Raw genomic sequence first — 17,272 nt, 5'->3', positions numbered from 1 at the left:
TAATCTCCGGCGACACGCCGGAACAGGTCCGTGAGGGGACGCACAATGGCGATGACGGCCGCGGTCAAGGACGAGCTGAGTCGGGTCGACGTGCCCAAGCCCTGCTGCCGGCGGGCGGAGATGGCCGCGCTGCTGCGCTTCGCCGGCGGGCTGCACATCGTCTCCGGCCGCGTGGTGGTGGAGGCTGAACTGGACACCGGGGCGGTGGCTCGGCGGCTACGCCGGGAGATCGCCGAGGTCTACGGCTACCCCAGCGAGATCCACGTGCTGGCCTCCGGTGGGCTGCGCAAGGGCAGCCACTTCATCGTGCGGGTGGTCAAGGACGGCGAGGCCCTGGCACGGCAGACCGGCCTGCTCGACGTGCGGGGTCGCCCGGTGCGTGGGCTGCCCCCGCACGTGGTGGCGGCCAACGTCTGCTGCGCGGTCGCCGCGTGGCGGGGCGCGTTCATGGCCCACGGTTCGCTCACCGAGCCGGGCCGCTCCAGCGCGCTGGAGATCACCTGCCCGGGGCCGGAGTCGGCGCTGGCGCTGGTCGGCGCGGCCCGCCGGATCGGCATCACCGCGAAGAACCGTGAGGTACGCGGGGTGGACCGGGTGGTCGTCAAGGACGGTGACGCGATCGCCGCGCTGCTCACCCGGATCGGCGCGCACTCCAGCGTGCTGGCCTGGGAGGAGCGTCGGGTACGCCGTGAGGTGCGGGCCACCGCCAACCGGCTCGCCAACTTCGACGACGCCAACCTGCGCCGCTCGGCGCGGGCGGCGGTCGCCGCGGCCGCCCGGGTCACCCGTGCGCTGGAGATCCTCGCCGACGAGGCGCCCAACCACCTGACCGACGCCGGTCGGCTGCGTCTGGAGCACCGGCAGGCGTCGCTGGAGGAGTTGGGGGCCCTGGCCGACCCCCCGCTGACCAAGGACGCCATCGCGGGGCGGATCCGCCGGCTCCTGGCGCTGGCCGACAAGCGGGCCCGCGATCTTGGCATCCCGGATACGGAAGCAGCCGTCACGCCCGACATGCTCGTGGTCTGATAGGACGGTGGGGCCGCACGGTGCGCCCGGGAGCACGACCCGGCGCAGCGTGGTCTCGCACGCTCGGATAGGGTCGCTGCGTACGGCAAGGGGGCCGACACCGGCACTCCTCGTCGTGCCCCACCGCCTCGGGCGGTCAGGTCCTCAGACCGCGCGGCGGGGTGGCCGAGATGAACCGTCGACGGCCGGCTCCAACGGTCGGCGCACACCATTCCCGCCGGCCCGTTGTCTGAAGCCGGCGGACCAGAACGCGAGGAGATGGGACCTGTGACCATCCGGGTTGGCATCAACGGCTTCGGCCGAATCGGCCGTAACTTCTTCCGGGCAGTGCTGGCGTCTGACGCCGACATCGAGGTCGTGGCGGTGAACGACCTGACCGACAACGCCACGCTTGCCCACCTGCTCAAGTACGACAGCATCCTCGGTCGCCTGCCGTACGAGGTCAAGGCCACCGCCGACGAGATCACCGTCGGTGGCAGGACCATCAAGGCGTACGCCGAGAAGGACCCGTCGAAGCTGCCGTGGGGCGAGGTCGGCGCCGACGTCGTCATCGAGTCGACCGGCTTCTTCACCGACGCCACCAAGGCCAAGGCGCACGTCGACGGTGGGGCCAAGAAGGTCATCATCTCCGCCCCGGCGAAGAACGAGGACGTCACCGTCGTCATGGGTGTCAACCACGACACCTACGACCCGGCGAAGCACACCATCATCTCCAACGCCTCGTGCACCACCAACTGCCTCGCCCCGATGGCGAAGGTCCTGCACGACACGTTCGGCATCCAGCACGGTCTGATGACGACGATCCACGCGTACACCCAGGACCAGAACCTTCAGGACGCGCCGCACTCGGACCTGCGTCGTGCCCGGGCCGCCGCGCTGAACATCGTGCCGACCTCGACCGGCGCCGCCAAGGCGATCGGCCTGGTCCTGCCGGACCTCAAGGGCAAGCTCGACGGGTACGCCCTGCGGGTGCCGATCCCGACCGGCTCGGTCACCGACCTCACCGTCAACGTTGGTCGCGAGACCACCGTGGACGAGGTCAACGCCGCGCTGAAGGCCGCCGCGGACGGCCCGCTCAAGGGCATCCTGGTCTACAACGAGGACCCGATCGTCTCCACCGACATCGTGACCGACCCGGCGTCGTGCATCTTCGACGCGCCGCTGACCAAGGTTGTCGGCAACCAGGTCAAGGTCGTCGGCTGGTACGACAACGAGTGGGGCTACTCCAACCGCCTGGTCGACCTCGTCAAGCTGGTCGGTTCGTCGCTGTGAGCATCCGGACCCTCGACGACCTGCTCGCCGAGAGGGTGTCGGGTCGGCGCGTGCTGGTGCGCGCCGACCTGAACGTCCCGCTCGACAAGCAGACCGGTGCCATCACGGATGACGGCCGGATCCGCGCGGTGCTGCCGACTCTCGGCGCGCTGGTCGAGGCCGGCGCGAAGGTGGTCGTCTGCTCGCACCTGGGCCGCCCGAAGGGCGCTCCGGACCCGCAGTTCAGCCTGGGTCCGGTCGCCGGGCGGCTCGGTGAGCTGCTCGGCGCGCCGGTGCACTTCGCCACCGACACCGTCGGTGATTCCGCCCGCTCCACAGTCGCCGACCTGGCCGACGGTCAGGTCGCCCTTCTGGAGAACCTGCGTTTCAACGCCGGTGAGACCAGCAAGGACGAGGCCGAGCGGGGTGCCTTCGCCGACCAGCTGGCCGCGTTCGGCGACGCGTACGTGGACGACGCGTTCGGTGCCGTGCACCGCAAGCACGCCAGTGTCTTCGACGTGCCGGCCCGGTTGCCGCACGTCGCGGGCCGGCTGGTGCTGCGTGAGGTCGAGGTGCTTTCCAAGCTCACCGGTGACCCCGAACGCCCGTACGTGGTGGTGCTCGGTGGGTCGAAGGTGTCCGACAAGCTTGCCGTGATCGAGGCTCTGCTGCCCACTGTCGACCGGCTGCTCATCGGTGGCGGGATGTGCTTCACCTTCCTCAAGGCCCAGGGCCTGGAGGTGGGCACCTCGCTGCTGGAGAAGGACATGGTCGACACCTGCCGCAACCTGCTGGAGCGGTCCGGCGGCAAGATCATGCTGCCGGTCGACGTGGTGGTCGCGGACGCGTTCGCTCCGGACGCGGCGCACGACACGGTGCGGGTCGACGGCATCCCGAGCCACCGGCTCGGCCTGGATGTCGGCCCGGAGACGGTGGCCGGCTTCAGCGCCGCGCTGTCCCAGGCGAAGACGATCTTCTGGAACGGTCCGATGGGCGTGTTCGAGATGCCGGCCTTCGCGGCGGGCACCCGGGGGATCGCCGAGGCGATCACCAAGGCCGACGCGTTCAGCGTCGTCGGCGGCGGTGACAGTGCAGCCGCGGTCCGTGCGTTGGGGCTGGACGAGTCGTCCTTCGGGCACATCTCCACCGGTGGTGGCGCCTCCCTGGAATACCTCGAGGGCAAGACCCTCCCCGGCATCGCGGCCCTGGAGAACTGAATGTCGAGCACCACCCGCCGGCCGCTGATGGCCGGCAACTGGAAGATGAACCTCAACCACCTCGAGGCCAACCTGCTGGTGCAGAAGCTGGCGGCGAGCCTCACCGAGAAGCAGCTCACCGACGTCGAGACGGTCGTGCTGCCGCCCTTCACCGACCTGCGCACCGTGCAGACCGCGGTGGACGGGGACAAGCTGCTGATCGGCTACGGCGCACAGGACCTGTCCCCGCACGCGTCCGGCGCGTACACCGGGGACATCTCCGGGCCGCTGCTGGCCAAGCTCGGCTGCACGTACGTGGTGGTCGGGCACTCCGAGCGGCGGGCCTACCACCACGAGGACGACGTGCTGGTCAACGCCAAGGTCAAGGCGGCGCTGACGCACGGCCTGACGCCGATCCTGTGCGTGGGGGAGGGGCTGGACGTCCGCGAGCAGGGCACCCACGTGGCGCACTGCTCCGACCAGCTCGACGGAGGCCTCGCCGGGCTCACCCCCGAGCAGGTGCGGCAGGTCGTGATCGCGTACGAGCCGGTCTGGGCGATCGGCACGGGCAAGACCGCGACCCCGGACGACGCCCAGGAGGTCTGCGGGGCGGTGCGTCAGCGACTGGCGGAACGCTTCGACCAGGAGACCGCCGACCAGGTTCGGGTTCTCTACGGCGGCTCGGTCAAGGCGTCCAACATCGCCTCGATCATGGCCCAATCGGACGTGGACGGGGGCCTGGTGGGGGGCGCCAGCCTGGACGCCGAGGAATTCGCTCAGATCTGCCGGTTCCCGGAGCACCTCGCCCGCTGATCGCTCGGTATCCTTGACACCGCCCGTCCGCCGGTCGGTGCCGCCGTGCCCGATCAGACCGGGCGAGGATCGCTACGAGAGGAACTGACCCCAGCCATGCCGATCTGGTTCGCATACACGTTGATCGTGTTGCTGGTCATCACGAGCATTCTGCTCACCCTGCTGATCCTGCTGCACCGCGGCAAGGGTGGCGGTCTGTCGAGCATGTTCGGCGGTGGCGTCAGCTCCAGCCTCGCCGGCTCCTCGGTCGCGGAGAAGAACCTGGACCGCTACACCGTTCTGGTGAGCGTCGTCTGGTTCGCCGCGATCGTCGGCCTCGGGCTTTGGCTGCGCCTCCAAATGAACAGCGGCGCCTGAGCAGGCTCAGTAAGTCGTACAATCTGCGCGCGGTTCGTCACTCGACGGGCCGCGCGCAGGCTTTTCTCCGCTGCACCGCGTCGCCCGCCGCTCCACCCCCGAAGACGGCGGGTCCCCTCCGACGACAGGAGCGAGCAGCCGTGCCGAATGGCAACGTTATCCGGGGAGCCCGGGTCGGGTCCGCACCGATGCGCCCGGACGAGCGGCACCAACCCGCCCCCCGACAGGACGTCAGCTACTGGTGCCGTAACGACCACCGGGTCGACATCCGGATCGCCGCGGACGTCGAACCGCCACCCCTGTGGGACTGCCCCCGCTGTGGCCTACCCGCCGGTCGGGACGCCCAGAACCCGCCGGGTCGGGTCCGCGCCGAACCGTACAAGAGCCACCTGGCGTACGTGAAGGAGCGGCGCACCGCCGAGGAGGGGGAGGCCCTGCTCGCCGAGGCGCTCGCCGCACTACGCCGCCGACGCGGCGAGTAGCGGGCTCCTCCCCGCGCTCAACGCAGGCTGCGCAGTCGGACAGGTACGTCGGCTGCGGCCGCCCGGTCCAGCAGCCAGCGGGTGCGGTTCACGCCGTGCACGCCCGCCGCCGGCAACTGCACCGGGCCGGCGCCGGCCAACGCCATACCCACCGCGCGAGCCTTGTCTGCGCCAGCCGCCACCAGCCAGACCTCCTCGGCGGTGTTGATCGCCGCCAGGGTGAGGGTGGTCCGCGTCGGCGGCGGCTTGGGGCTGCCCCGCACCGCGCTGACCGGCCGGGTCTCGTAGCCCACCGGGTGCTCGGGGAAGACCGAGGCCACGTGGCCGTCCTCGCCGACGCCCAGCATCAGCACGTCGAAGTGCGGCAGGGTGGCGTGCCCGGGCCGGGCGGCGCGGACCAGCTCCTCCGCGTACGCGGCAGCCGCCGCCTCGGGGTCGTTGCCGGCCGGGCCGTCCGAGGCCGGCATCGCGTGTACCCGGGCCGGATCCAGTGGCACCACGTCCAGCAGGGCGGCCCGCGCCTGCGTCTCGTTGCGGTCCGGGTCACCGGCGGGCAGGAACCGTTCGTCGCCCCACCACACGTCGACCCGGGACCAGTCCACCGCGTCGCGGGCCGGCAGCGTCGCCACCGCCCGGTACACGGCCGCAGCGACCCGACCTCCGGTGAGCACCACCGAGGCTTCGCCCCGGTCGGCCTGGGCGTCAAGCAGCTTCACCAGCAACCGGGCCGCCACGGCCTGCGCCAGCAGGTCGGCGTCGGCGTGGACGGCGACACTCGCCTCACTCATGGTTACGCCTTCGTTTCCCGACCGCGAGGCGGTCGCTGTCGTGCCCGGGGCGGTGTGCCCGAGGTGGTGGGGCGAAAACCCCGGAGATTGCGGGGCAGGGCCGGTGCGTACCGGCCCTGCCCGACGTTGTGCCCCGGCTGGGCTCAGCCCTCGCCGCTCGTGCCGACGTGCGCGGTCACGCCGGCCTCGGCGCGCTGCGCGGTGGCCGGATCCTTCCAGACGTGGACCCGCTGCGCGGGGCGCTGCTCCAGCCCTCGCAGCCCGACCGTCGCGCCCAGCGCCTCCGCGTACACCTGGTCGGCGTCCAGCCGGCGCAGCTCCTCGGCCAGCTCGTCGCCGAGCGGGCGGCGCACCAGCGGCAGGGCCCGGTCGTCCTGGCCCGTCCGCCGGAACACGGCCAGGCTGTCCTCGCGGGTCAGCGTCAGCTGGTCGCCGTTGGCGCAGCTGAGCTGCACCTCCCGCATCCGAGGGAACTCGTTGCTGTCCACCCGGCGTGGGGTGATGCCGAGCCGGCTGGACAGCCAACCGGCCATCAGCGCCGCCGTCGGGTCGGTGGGAGGGGCGACGATGGTCGCCTCGGTGACCTTCGCGCTGGTGGTGTCGAACGCCCCGGCGACCAGGGTGCGCCACGGGGTGATCCGGGTCCACGCCAGGTCGGTGTCGCCCGGGGCGTAGTCACGGGCACGCTGCCGCAGCGCCTCCACCGGGTCGGCGGCCTGCGCGGAGTCGGTGATCCTCCGGTCGGCCACCACCCCGAGGAAGTCGGTGGCGATCTCCGCCGGTGGCTCACCGTGCCACCAGGTGACAACCGGTACGTCGGGAACGAGCAGCGGCATCACTACCGACTCGGCGTGCAGGGACAACCGGCCGTACATCCGGGTGACCACCGCCTCGCACGGGCCGAGCCGGCCCCCGACCACGATCTCCGCGTCCAGTCGGTTGCGGTCCCGCTCGATCTCCGAGCGGACCACCACCACGAGCCGACACGGGTGCGCGGCGGCGGCGATCGTCGCCGCGGCCTCCGCCTCCCGGACCCGCTTCTCGTCCACGACCACGATGAGGGTGAGCGCCATGCCGCTGGCCACCCCGCCGGCGCTGCGCCGCTCGGCGGCGAGCGCCTTGACCACCTCGTTGCCGGTGGTGTCCCACAGCCCGATCATGCTCGTCTCCAGGCGCGGCCCTCGCGGGCCAGCATCTCGTCGGAGGCCCGGGGGCCCCACTCTCCGGCCCGGTACGGCTCCGGGGTGGTGCCCTCCCAGGCGTGCTCCAGGGGGTCGATCACCTGCCAGCTCTGCTCGACCTCGGCCGCGTCCGGGAACAGGGTGCGGTCGCCGATCAGCACGTCCAGCACCAGACGCTCGTACGCCTCGGGGCTGGACTCGGTGAACGCCTCGCCGTACTGGAAGTCCATCGCGATGTCGCGGACCTCCATGGTCGTGCCCGGCACCTTCGAACCGAACTTGAGCACCACGCCCTCGTCCGGCTGCACCCGGATGACCAGCTGGTTGTTGCCCAGCGACTCCATGTCGGCGTCGTTGAACGGCAGGTGCGGCGCCTTCTTGAAGATGATGGCGACCTCGGTGACCCGCCGGGGCAGCCGCTTGCCGGCCCGGATGTAGAACGGCACCTCCGCCCAGCGGCGGTTCTGGATGCCCAACCGCACCGCCACGTACGTCTCGGTGGTGGAGCCGGCGGGGACGTCCCGCTCATCCAGGTAACCGACAGCGCGTTCACCGCCGACCCAGCCCGGCAGGTACTGACCGCGCACGGTGTCCCGGGCGACGTCCTTGGGCAGGGTGATGGCCTTGAGCACCTTCAGCTTCTCGGTCCGGATCTCGTCGGCGTCGAAGCTGGTCGGCTCCTCCATCGCCACCAGGGCGAGGAGTTGGAGAAGGTGGTTCTGCAGCACGTCGCGGGCGGTGCCGACGGTGTCGTAGAAGCCGGCGCGGGTGCCGATGCCGACGTCCTCCGCCATCGTGATCTGCACCGAGTCGACGTACTTGGAGTTCCACAGCGGCTCGAACAGGTTGTTGGCGAACCGCAGGGCGAGGATGTTCTGAACCGTCTCCTTGCCCAGGTAGTGGTCGATCCGGAAGACGTCCTGCCGGGTGAACACGTCGTCGACGAGGTCGTTGAGCGCCTTCGCCGAGGGCAGGTCGTTGCCGAACGGCTTCTCCACGACGACCCGGCGCCAACCGCCGGACTTGTCGTTGTCGGCCATCCCGGTGCGGGCCAGCTGCTTGAGCACGACGGGGAACGCGGCCGGCGGGATGGAGAAGTAGAACGCCGCGTTGCCGGTGATGCCGTGGGTCTGACGCAGATCGTCAAGCGTCGAGGCGAGGGAGTCGAAGGCGGCGTCGTCGTCGAACGACCCGCCGACGAACTTGATGTTGCCGGCCAGCCGCGCCCACACCTCGTCGCGCCACGGGGTGCGGGCGTGCTTGCGGGCAGCCTCGCAGGCCAACGTCTCGAAGTCGCCGTCACCCCAGTCGCGGCGCGCGAAACCGAGCACCACGAAGCCCGGCGGCAACAGCCCCCGGTTGGCCAGGTCGTAGACCGCGGGGAGCAGCTTCTTGCGGGCCAGGTCGCCGGTCACCCCGAAGATCACCAGAGCGCAGGGCTCCGGGATCCGGGGCAGCCGGCGGTCCTGCGGGTCGCGCAGCGGGTTCACCGAACCGCCTCCTCGCTCCGCTTCAGTCACGTCGTCCATCCTCACGCCCGCAGATCACCGGCCGCGTCCAGTAGTTGGGCGACACCGGCGGCCCGGTCGGTCAGGTGCAACCGCAGCACCGGCCGCTCCCGACCGGCGAGAGCCTGCCGGTCACCGGCGGCCTGCGCCGCCTGCAACTCACCGAAGGTGTACGGCTTGCCCGGCACCGCCAGGTCCTCGGCGACCGCGCCGGTCACCTGGAGGTAGCTGCCCACCTGCGGGCCGCCCTTGTGGTACTGGCCCGTCGAGTGCAGGAAGCGCGGACCCCAGCCGAAGGTGACCGGTCGGCCGCTCGCCTGAGCCAGCAGCGACCGCAGCTGGGCCGTGTCGGCGTCGGCGAACCGGTCGAGGTACGCCATCACCGCGAGGTAACCGTCGTCGCCCAGCCCGTCGAGCAGCCAGCGCAGCGCACCGGCCAGGTCTCCGGGGGCGCCCTGCGGGGCGTACACCTCGATCGCGCCCTCGGTGAACGACGGCGTCTCCGCCGGCAGGCCCGAGGCCAGGATCTTGTTGGTGTTCTCCTTGGACTCGGTGACGTTCGGCTGGTTGAACGGGTCGATGCCGAGCACCACGCCGGCCACCGCGGTGGCGTACTCCCAGGCCAGGAACTGCGCGCCCAGCGGGCCGTTGACGGCCACGTCCGGGTTGGCCCCGCCGCCCGGCATGTCGCCGGGGGCCAGCGCGCCGCCGTAGCTGACGGTCAGCACGTCCGCGCCGGTGGCGCCGGGGCTCTGCGGAGACTCCACGACCACCGGGAGGATGCCCACCCCGGCCTTGCCGGTCGACTCGGCGATCAGCTGCTCGGCCCAGTCGCCGAGCCCGTCGATGCCGGTGCCGTCGGAGACCAGGGCGACCTTGTCCCGGGCCAGCGTGGCCGCGGCGCCCAGGGCGGCGCCCAACGCCAGCGCCGGGTTGTTCTGGTCCGCGCCGAGCGACGTGGCCAGCGCGTCGGCCTGGTCGAGCAGTTCCGCGACCTCGACCCCGGCCAGCGCCGAGGGCACCAGACCGAACGCGGTGAGCGCCGAGTACCGGCCGCCGACGTTCGGGTCGGCGATCACGGTGAACGCGCCCATCTCGACCGCGGTGGCCTCCAGCGGCGAACCCGGGTCGGTGACGATGACGAAGTGCCGGCCGGCCTCCGCCTCGGTCATCCCGGCGTCCAGGAACGCCTGCCAGTACGCGCGCCGGTGGCTGTCGGTCTCCACCGTCGACCCGGACTTGCTAGCCACCACCACGACGGTGCGCTCCAGCCGGTCACCGAGCGCCGCCCGGACCTGGCCCGGGTCGGTGGTGTCCAGCACCGTCAACGGGCGACCCAGCGTCCGGGTGATCACCTCGGGCGCGAGCGACGAGCCGCCCATGCCGGCGAGCACCACATGATCCAGGTCGGCCAGCTCAGCGGTCAGCTCGGCCAACTGGACGAGCAGCTCACGGCTGCGCCGGTGGGTGTCCACCCAGCCCAGCCGGATCTTCGCCTCGGCCTCAGCGTCCGGACCCCACAGACTCGCGTCCTTGCCCGCCAGCTTGCCCGGGACGCCGGCCTTGACCAGCGCGTCCCGGGTCGAGGCGGGCGCGGCCTTGTCGACCGCGTCCGCGCCGTACACGGCGAGCCCGGCGGCTGCCTCCACCGGCCCACTAAGTAGGTCGCTCATGCCGTCACTCCGCTTCGCTGCGTGCCGTCATGAGGCACCTTCGCACTGAGCTTGCTGATTCGCTCGCTGCGCTCGCTCATGCGTTACCACCGGCCTTCTCGGCGGCCTTGGCGTTGCCCTTGGCGGCCTTGTTCGGGGCACCCTTGCCCTTCGCCGCGGCCTCCAGCGACTTGCGGACCCCGTCGAGCAGCTCCTGCCAGCTGGCCTCGAACTTCTCCACGCCCTCGCGCTCCAGGGTGACGATCACGTCGTCCATGTCCACCCCGACCGACTCCAGGTCGGCGAAGACCTTCCGGGCCGCGTCGTAGGCGCCGGTGATGGTGTCGCCTCGGGTCTCGCCGTGATCGGCGTACGCGTGGATGACCGACTCGGGCATGGTGTTGACAGTGCCGGGGGCGATCAGCTCCTCGACGTAGATGACGTCCCGGTAGTCCGGGTTCTTCGTCGAGGTGGACGCCCACAGCGGCCGCTGCGGGTGCGCGCCGGCGGCGGCGAGCGCCTTCCAGCGGTCGGAGGAGAAGACCTCGGTGTAGCGCTCGTACGCCAGCTGGGCGTTCGCGACCGCGGCCTTGCCCTTCAGCGCCTTCGCCTGGTCGGAGCCAACCTTTTCGAGCCTCTTGTCGACCTCGGAGTCGACCCGGGAGACGAAGAACGACGCCACCGAGCCGATCTTGGACAGGTCGTGGCCGTTCGCCTTGGCCTGCTCCAGACCGGCGAGGAACGCCTCCATGACCGCCGAGTAGCGGTCCAGGCCGAAGATCAGCGTGACGTTGACGCTGATCCCCTCGGCCAGGGTGGCGGTGATCGCCGGGAGGCCGGCCTCGGTGGCCGGGATCTTGATGTAGAGGTTGGGGCGGTCCACCAGCCACCACAGGGCCTTGGCCTCGGCCACCGTCCGGTCGCTCTCGTGGGCCAGCCGGGGGTCCACCTCGATCGAGACCCGGCCGTCGACACCGTCGCTGCCGTCGTACGACGGGCGCATCACGTCGCAGGCCCATCGCACGTCGTACGTGGTGAGCATGCGCACCGACTCCTCGACCTCGACGCCACGGGTGGCGAGGTCGTGCAGCTGCCAGTTGTACTCGTCGGCGTCGCTCAGCGCCTTGGCGAAGATCGTCGGGTTGGTGGTGACGCCGGCCACGTGCTTCTCGCGGCGCAGCTGGTCCAGCCCGCCGGAGCTCAAACGCACCCGGGAAAGATCGTCGAGCCAGACCGCCACACCCGCGGCGGTGAGCTCATTCAACTTGTCCGTCATGCCATCCACGCTCCCTCAGTTGCCGGTCGTGAAACCGGTGATGTCGCCCACCCGGGCCAGCGAGGCGTGCGCTGCCGCCACGATCCGGTCGGGGGTGAACCCGAACTGCTCGAAGAGCACGGTGTGCGGGGCGCTCGCTCCGTAGTGCTCCAGGCTCACGCTCTCGCCCAGGTCACCGACGATCCCGCGCCAGGACATCGCGATGCCCGCCTCCACGCTCACCCGTGCCTTTACCCCGCGGGGGAGCACCGACTCCCGGTACGCCTCGTCCTGCTCGTAGAACCATTCCTGGCAGGGCATCGACACGACCCGGGTCGGGGTGCCGTCGGCCTCCAGCCGCTCCCGGGCGGTCAGGCAGAGCTGCACCTCGGAACCGGTGCCGACGATGATCACCTGAGGCTTGCCGTTGGACGCCTCGGCCAGCACGTAGCCGCCCTTGGCCACGCCCTCCGCGCCGCCCAGGACGTCGCGGTCCATGGTCGGCAGCGGTTGACGGCTCAGCGCCAGCGCGGTCGGCCGGTCGGTGTGCTCCAGCGCCTGCCGCCAGGCCCAGGCGGTCTCGTTGGCGTCCGCCGGACGGACCACGTCCAGGCCCGGGATGGCGCGCAGCGCGGTCAGGTGCTCCACCGGCTGGTGGGTCGGGCCGTCCTCGCCGAGGCCGATCGAGTCGTGCGTCCAGACGTAGGTCACCGGCAGCTTCATCAGCGCGGCCAGCCGCACCGACGGGCGCATGTAGTCGCTGAAGACCAGGAACGTGCCGCCGTACGGGCGGGTGCCACCGTGCAGGGCGATGCCGTTGAGGATCGCGCCCATGGCGTGCTCACGGATGCCGAAGTGCAGCGTGCGGCCGTACTCGTGGCCCGGGAAGTCCTTGGTGGCGTGCGCGGCCGGAATGAACGACGGCTCGCCCTTCATGGTGGTGTTGTTGCTCTCGGCCAGGTCGGCCGAGCCGCCCCACAGCTCCGGGAGCACCGGCGCGAGCGCCTCCAGCACCTTGCCGGAGGCGGCCCGGGTGGCCACCCCCTTGGCGTCCGCGGGAAAGACCGGCAACGCGTCGGTCCAGCCGTCGGGGAGTACGTGACCAGCCAGCCGCTCGTAGAGCGCGGTGCGCTCCGGGTTGGCCTTCTTCCAGGCGTCGAACGCGGTGGTCCACTCCTGCTGGGCGTCGGAGCCGCGGCCCATCACCGTGCGGGCGTGGCTGAGCACCTCCTCGTCGACCTGGAAGGTCTGCTCCGGGTCGAAGTCGAGGATCCGCTTGGTGGCCTTCACCTCGTCGGCGCCGAGCGCCGAGCCGTGGATCTTGCCGGTGTTCTGCTTGTTGGGCGCGGGCCAGCCGATGATGGTGCGCAGCGCGATGAAGGAGGGGCGGCCGGTCTCCGCCTTGGCGGCCACCAGCGCCGCGTACAGCGCCTCGGCGTCCTCGTGGTAGTCGCCCTGGTCGGCGTCGCCGCTGCGCCAGTCGACGGTCTGCACGTGCCAGCCGTACGCCTCGTAGCGGGCGGCGACGTCCTCGCTCTTGGCGATCCGGGTGTCGTCCTCGATGGAGATCTCGTTGTCGTCGTAGATCACCGTGAGGTTGCCCAGCTGCTGGTGCCCGGCGAGGGCGCTGGCCTCGTGGCTGATGCCCTCCTCGATGTCACCGTCGGAGACGATGCACCAGATGTCGTGGTCGAAGACGGACGCACCGAGCTCGGACTCGGGGTCGAACAGGCCGCGCTCGCGGCGCGCCGCCATGGCCATGCCGACCGCGTTGCCCAGACCCTGCCCGAGCGGGCCGGTGGTGGTCTCCACGCCTGGCGTGTGCCCGTGCTCGGGGTGCCCCGGCGTCTGCGAGCCCCACTGCCGCAGCGACTTGAGGTCGTCCAGGCTCAGCGGGTAACCGGAGAGGAACAGCTGGATGTAGAGCGTCAGGCTGGAGTGCCCGGCGGAGAGCACGAACCGGTCGCGGCCGGGCCAGTTCGGGTCGGCCGGGTTGTGCCGCATGACGCGGTTGAAGAGGAGGTACGCCGCGGGCGCGAGGCTCATCGCGGTGCCCGGGTGACCGTTGCCGGATTTCTCTACGGCGTCCATGGCCAGCACGCGGACGGTGTCTACGGCCCGGCGATCGAGGTCGGACCAGTTCAGTGCGGAGTGCTCGGGTCGTTTAACAGCCACGATGGTTGTGCTCCTCGGCAGATGGGCGGAACCCTCACCGATGACCTTATCGAGCGTCCCTAAACGTGCGCCCGGGGATCTGCGCATGGTGTGCGCTACGTGACCATCCGGATGCTCGGTTCAACCCGGTGGTGTGACGGCCCGCACCGTTGTCGGGTCGGCCGGGCAGCCAAAACGACGACGCGTAGTGTGTGGGGCGGTATGCGGACCCGAGTGGTCCCGACCGATCCGATCTCCCCGTGCCCGATGCCGGAAGGTGGCAATCCGTGAGCATGATCACCGAGCGCCCCGCGAGCAACCCGGCCGGGCCACACCCGGCGCGGGCGGCCGAGGGCCCGGTGGCCCGGCGGGACGTACGCGCAGTCCTCTCGGCGTACGTGGCGCTCACCAAGCCGCGGATCGTCGAGTTGCTGCTGGTCACCACCGTCCCGGCGATGATGCTCGCCGAGGGTGGGCTGCCGTCGCTGTGGCTGATGGCCATCGTGCTGATCGGCGGCTCGCTCGCCGCCGGCGCGGCCAGCGTCCTCAACTGCTACATCGACCGCGACATCGACCAGCTGATGCGACGCACCAAGCGTCGGCCGCTGCCGGCACACACCGTGTCGCCGCGAAGCGCACTGATCTTCGGTCTGGTGCTGGCGGCGGTGTCAGTGGCCCTGATGGCGGCGTTCACCAACCTGCTGGCCGCGGGGCTGACCCTCGCCGCGATCGCCTACTACGACCTCGTCTACACCCTGTGGCTCAAGCGTTCCACCCCGACGAACACCTTCTGGGGCGGCGCCTGCGGGGCGGCACCGGTGCTGATCGGGTGGGCGGCAGTGACCGGCTCGCTGGCGCCGGCCGCCTGGGGGCTCTTCGCGGTGGTCTTCTTCTGGCAGATGCCGCACTTCTACCCGCTCGCCATGAAGTACAAGGACGACTACGCCCGGGCTGGCATCCCGATGCTGCCGGTGGTGGCCTCGATCCGCCGGGTGAACGCCGAGATCCTGATCTTCGCGTGGCTCACCGTGCTCACCTCCCTGGCCGTCTGGCCGCTGGGGCTCAGCGCGATCTACGGGGTGCCGACCCTGGTGGTGGGTGCCATCTTCGTGGTCGAGGCACACCGACTCTGCCGGCGCGCGACGCGCGGCGAGGCGGTCAAGCCGATGCGACTGTTCCACTGGTCGACGACGTACCTGACGATCGTCTTCGTGGCCGTCGCGCTCGACGCGCTGATCTGACCCCTCCCGCGCTGCCCGGCTCTGTGCCCCTTCGCGTCCAAGGCAGTGGTCTCCGCCCGCCGTCTTCCGCTGGCTGTCGGCTCCCTTGGGCACCGGGCGCCCTGGGCCGGGCTCCCTTGGGCACCGCGTTCTTTTGGGCACCGCGGCTTCCTTGGCATCGGGCTCTCTTGGGCACCGGGCTCCCTGGGGCACCGCGGCTTTCTTGCGCGCTGCGGCTCGGCGGCCCTCGCGTCGTGCGTCAGTTGTCGCGCCGTGGCCCTGCCCGGCGGGGAATGGCGCCGATGATCTACTGACTAATCATGGACGTGGATGAGTTGTCCGGGTTTAATGTCACATCAGGGTAACTTTCAGCATGAGTCGGATCGGCTCAACCTGGGTCGGTTCGGAGGCGATTTCCCGACGTGCTTTGAGCGCAAAAGTCGGTAAATAAACGGACAGTCAACCTGTGGTCGTCCTTAAACCTGTAGGTAATTGGCATCACAAAAGGTTCATGGTTCTCGCGCGACAGGGTGCAACTCTGCTTAGGCTTCGCGTCATGGCAGATGGTTCCGATACGACGCTGACGGCCGAGCAGACCGCCGGCGAGCAGGCGCCCCAGGGCCTGGTCGCGGGCCTCAAGGCGTTCGCGGCCGGACACGGCGGCGCGAAGGCGGTCATCGAGTACGTCGGCAAGCGTGGCGCGCGGATCGTCCTGGTGGGTTCCGACGGCGAGTGGGGCGACCAGTTCGCCGACGACACCGTCACCGCCCGGGAGGCGTGCGCCAAGGCGGGAGTCACCGTCGAGAACGCCTGGGAGCGTGAACTGATGGACCAGATGCGTCCGAGCAACGACCTCTGGCGGTCGATGGCCCGGCGCACGATGGCCCGCTGAACAGACAGCTGAATTGACCACATATCACCAGTCGACCCGGGGGGAACCCCGGGTCGCTCTCGTCACCTGCTCAGACCTGGCCGACCTCGACCCGGACGACCGGCTGGTCCTGGCCCCGCTCGCCGCCCGTGGCGTCGCCGTCGAGTCCGTCGTCTGGGACGACCCCGACGTCGACTGGTCGTCCTACGACCTGGTCGTGCTCCGCTCACCCTGGGACTACGCGCTACGCCGCGACGAGTTCGTGTCCTGGGCGGCCACAGTGCCGAGGCTGGTCAACCCCGCGGACGTGGTCCGCTGGAACACCGACAAGCGCTACCTCGCCGAACTGAGCGCCGCCGGGGTGCCAACCGTGCCGACGTCGTGGATCGAGCCGGGGGAGAGCTGGCAGCTGCCCGCCGAGACCGGCGAGTACGTGCTCAAGCCCGCGGCCAGCGCCGGCAGCCAGGACACCGGCCGGTACGACCTGGCCGACCCGGAGCACCGGGACCTGGCCGCCGCACACGTTCGCCGGCTCTCCGAGGCCGGCCGGGTCACCATGGTCCAGCCGTACCTGCGGGCCGTCGACACCGAGGGCGAGACGGCCCTGCTCTTCCTGGCCGGCCCGGACGGGCTCGCGTTCAGCCACGCGATCCGCAAGGGTCCGATGCTGTCCGGGCCGGACCTCGGCACCGACGGGCTCTACAAGGCCGAAGAGATCACCCCCCGCACCGCCCGCCCCGAACAGCTGGCGGTGGCCGAGCAGACCCTCGCGACGGTGCCCGGCGGCACCCGACAGCTGCTCTACGCCCGGGTCGACCTGATCCCCGGCCCGGACGGCGAACCGGTTCTGGTCGAGCTGGAGCTGACCGAGCCGTCGCTCTTCATCGGGTACGCGGACGGAGCCCCCGACCGCCTCGCCACCGCGATCACCACCCACCTGGCCCGCACCACCTGACCCCCACAACAAGAGCAACCCCCCGACGGCCGCCCGCGCCGCCGTGCCTCCGCGCCGCCGGCCTCCATGTGTCCGGTGCCGCTTGCCGCCCGTGCCGCCGTGCGTCCGTGCCGCCGTGCGTCCGTGCCGCCGTGCGTCCGTGCCGCCGTGCGTCCGTGCCGCCGTGCGTCCGTGCGTCCGTGCGTCCGTGCGTCCGTGCGTCCGTGCGTCCGTGCGTCCGTGCGTCCGTGCGTCCGTGCGTCCGTGCCGCCGTGCGTCCGTGCCGCCGTGCGTCCGTGCCGCCGTGCGTCCGTGCCGCCGTCCGCCCGCGCCGCTGGCCGCCCGCGCCGCCGTCCGCCCGCTGTTGCCGGCAAGATCGCGCAACATCCTGGTTGTAGTGGCTTCCTGGCGTTCCGTGGCCACTACATCCTGGTTCGAGTGCGATCTTGGTGGCAGTGGGCGGCCAAACCGGGGTCCGGTCTCCTCGGGGGCGGGGTTCGTCGTCAAGATCCGAGCAACATCAGGGATGTTGCTGTCTCCCGCGTGTCGGAGGCAGCAACATCGGGGGAGTTGCGGAGATCTTG

At 71.0% G+C, this 17,272-nt stretch carries 15 protein-coding genes; 9 read left to right on the top strand and 6 right to left on the bottom strand.

Going from position 1 to position 17,272, the window contains the following annotated elements:
• The first annotated feature begins 45 nt into the window (after positions 1–45).
• The 6 genes from whiA to MED15_RS24495 all read left to right on the top strand — a co-directional run bounded on the left by whiA (position 46) and on the right by MED15_RS24495 (position 5,125).
• Positions 46–1,026, top strand: coding sequence for a DNA-binding protein WhiA (gene whiA / locus MED15_RS24520; RefSeq protein WP_091403660.1), 981 nt, complete (start codon positions 46–48; stop codon positions 1,024–1,026).
• 267 nt (positions 1,027–1,293) lie between these two features.
• Complete coding sequence (gene gap, locus MED15_RS24515) at positions 1,294–2,298, top strand: type I glyceraldehyde-3-phosphate dehydrogenase (RefSeq protein ID WP_091403662.1); 1,005 nt, start codon at positions 1,294–1,296, stop codon at positions 2,296–2,298.
• A complete protein-coding gene (locus MED15_RS24510) occupies positions 2,295–3,494 on the top strand; it encodes a phosphoglycerate kinase (RefSeq protein WP_112737071.1) in 1,200 nt (399 codons plus the stop codon). Before gap ends, MED15_RS24510 begins: the two co-directional genes overlap by 4 nt.
• Positions 3,495–4,286 carry a triose-phosphate isomerase gene (gene tpiA / locus MED15_RS24505; RefSeq protein ID WP_112588351.1) on the top strand — a complete coding sequence of 264 codons (792 nt, stop codon included), beginning with the start codon at positions 3,495–3,497 and terminating at the stop codon, positions 4,284–4,286.
• 96 nt (positions 4,287–4,382) lie between these two features.
• Complete coding sequence (gene secG / locus MED15_RS24500; RefSeq protein ID WP_030337344.1) at positions 4,383–4,643, top strand: preprotein translocase subunit SecG; 261 nt, start codon at positions 4,383–4,385, stop codon at positions 4,641–4,643.
• Positions 4,644–4,783: 140 nt separating this feature from the next.
• Positions 4,784–5,125 (top strand): RNA polymerase-binding protein RbpA, encoded by a 342-nt coding sequence (locus MED15_RS24495; RefSeq protein ID WP_091403668.1) that lies wholly within the window; start codon positions 4,784–4,786, stop codon positions 5,123–5,125.
• A gap of 17 nt (positions 5,126–5,142) precedes the next feature.
• Here the strand turns inward: MED15_RS24495 and pgl are convergent, their stop codons facing one another.
• The 6 genes from pgl to tkt all read right to left on the bottom strand — a co-directional run bounded on the left by pgl (position 5,143) and on the right by tkt (position 13,684).
• Positions 5,143–5,913, bottom strand: a complete 771-nt coding sequence (pgl, locus tag MED15_RS24490; RefSeq protein WP_112588347.1) for a 6-phosphogluconolactonase — start codon at positions 5,911–5,913, stop codon at positions 5,143–5,145.
• 143 nt (positions 5,914–6,056) lie between these two features.
• Positions 6,057–7,073 (bottom strand): glucose-6-phosphate dehydrogenase assembly protein OpcA, encoded by a 1,017-nt coding sequence (locus tag MED15_RS24485; protein ID WP_112588345.1) that lies wholly within the window; start codon positions 7,071–7,073, stop codon positions 6,057–6,059.
• A complete protein-coding gene (gene zwf, locus MED15_RS24480; RefSeq protein ID WP_112588343.1) occupies positions 7,070–8,623 on the bottom strand; it encodes a glucose-6-phosphate dehydrogenase in 1,554 nt (517 codons plus the stop codon). The genes MED15_RS24485 and zwf overlap by 4 nt, the downstream gene beginning before the upstream one ends.
• A 2-nt stretch (positions 8,624–8,625) precedes the next feature.
• A complete protein-coding gene (locus tag MED15_RS24475; RefSeq protein ID WP_112588342.1) occupies positions 8,626–10,275 on the bottom strand; it encodes a glucose-6-phosphate isomerase in 1,650 nt (549 codons plus the stop codon).
• Positions 10,276–10,351: 76 nt separating this feature from the next.
• A complete protein-coding gene (tal, locus tag MED15_RS24470; protein WP_112606085.1) occupies positions 10,352–11,530 on the bottom strand; it encodes a transaldolase in 1,179 nt (392 codons plus the stop codon).
• A 15-nt stretch (positions 11,531–11,545) separates the two neighbouring features.
• Positions 11,546–13,684, bottom strand: a complete 2,139-nt coding sequence (gene tkt, locus MED15_RS24465) for a transketolase (RefSeq protein ID WP_112588338.1) — start codon at positions 13,682–13,684, stop codon at positions 11,546–11,548.
• Between the two features lie 266 nt (positions 13,685–13,950).
• Between tkt and MED15_RS24460 the strand changes: the two genes are divergently transcribed.
• The 3 genes from MED15_RS24460 (at position 13,951) to MED15_RS24450 (ending at position 16,709) form a co-directional block, all read left to right on the top strand.
• Positions 13,951–14,904, top strand: a complete 954-nt coding sequence (locus MED15_RS24460; protein ID WP_091403680.1) for a heme o synthase — start codon at positions 13,951–13,953, stop codon at positions 14,902–14,904.
• Between the two features lie 535 nt (positions 14,905–15,439).
• Positions 15,440–15,775, top strand: a complete 336-nt coding sequence (locus tag MED15_RS24455; protein ID WP_091403682.1) for a hypothetical protein — start codon at positions 15,440–15,442, stop codon at positions 15,773–15,775.
• Between the two features lie 13 nt (positions 15,776–15,788).
• Positions 15,789–16,709, top strand: a complete 921-nt coding sequence (locus MED15_RS24450) for an ATP-grasp domain-containing protein (protein WP_112737070.1) — start codon at positions 15,789–15,791, stop codon at positions 16,707–16,709.
• The last annotated feature ends 563 nt before the right edge of the window (positions 16,710–17,272 follow it).

The organism is Micromonospora noduli, assembly GCF_003264475.1.
Classification (GTDB): domain Bacteria; phylum Actinomycetota; class Actinomycetes; order Mycobacteriales; family Micromonosporaceae; genus Micromonospora; species Micromonospora noduli.
This window is presented reverse-complemented; position numbering and strand designations above follow the sequence as displayed.